The organism is Streptomyces sp. SID5910 (assembly GCF_009862125.1).
Classification (GTDB): domain Bacteria; phylum Actinomycetota; class Actinomycetes; order Streptomycetales; family Streptomycetaceae; genus Streptomyces.
The window spans coordinates 1-876 of record NZ_WWHX01000018.1 but is presented as its reverse complement, the minus strand read 5'-3'; the positions used below and the strand labels follow the sequence as shown (position 1 = coordinate 876).

The window sequence follows — 876 nt, the reverse complement described above, 5'->3', positions numbered from 1 at the left end:
GCAGGCGTCGACCAGGGCGTGTTCCACCTCGTCCAGGGGGCGGCCGGCCGCGGCGGCCTTGGTGACGGCGCGGGCCGCGGTCTGGGCGGTGAGCGCGCGGGCCGGCACGTCCAGGGCGGGCCAGGGGTCGTCGTCCGGCGGGACGGCGGGTCCTCCGGCGTCGCGGTAGGCGGTCAGGAAGCGGTTCCACTCGTCGGGCGGGAGGAGTCCGCAGGCGTACCAGGCGGCAGGGCGGGCCAGGTCCCAGGCGGGGACGCCGACGCCGAGGTCGTCGACGTCTATCAGCAGCCAGGGGCCGTCGGGGGCGGGGTGGCGTACGAGCTGGCCGAGGTGGAGGTCGCCGTGGCAGAGGGTGGCCGTGTCCGGCGTGGCGGCCTCGCCCCGTGCCCAGGCGGGCAGGGCGGCCCAGGCGCGCAGTACGGGGGCGGTGCCCGGGTGGTGGGGGGCGGTGGTCCGCAGCAGGGTGAGGGCGCGGGCCGCCTTCTCGGGGCCGCGCATGACGGGCGTGCCGGCGACGGGGGGTGGGGTGCGGTGGAGGCGGGCGAGGAGGGTGGCGGCGGCCTCCCAGGGCGCGGCGTCCGGGGTGTCGGGGTCGACGGGGGTGCCGTAGGGCCAGTGGGTGACGAGGCGTCCGTGCAGGTGGGTGGGGGTGTCGTGCAGTGGGGGGAGGAGGATGCCGGGGAGGTGGGCGGCGGTGGTGACCCGGAGGGCCAGCTCGGCCGGGGCGGCGTCGGCGGCGTGGGCCTTGGCGACGGTGCCGGCGTGGCGGACGACGGTGGCGTCGGGGCGGTCGGCGAGGGTGGCTGCGCCGCAGGGGCAGGGGGTGGGGCCGGCGGTGTCTCTGGCGTGGGCGGTGTCTCTGGCGTAGGCCGTCAG

1 protein-coding gene is annotated in these 876 nt (G+C 79.2%); it reads right to left on the bottom strand.

Translation table 11 applies throughout. From position 1 onward, the window contains the following. On the bottom strand, positions 1-876 hold an 876-nt coding region (locus GTW67_RS00690; protein ID WP_346010524.1), incomplete at both ends, for a phosphotransferase family protein.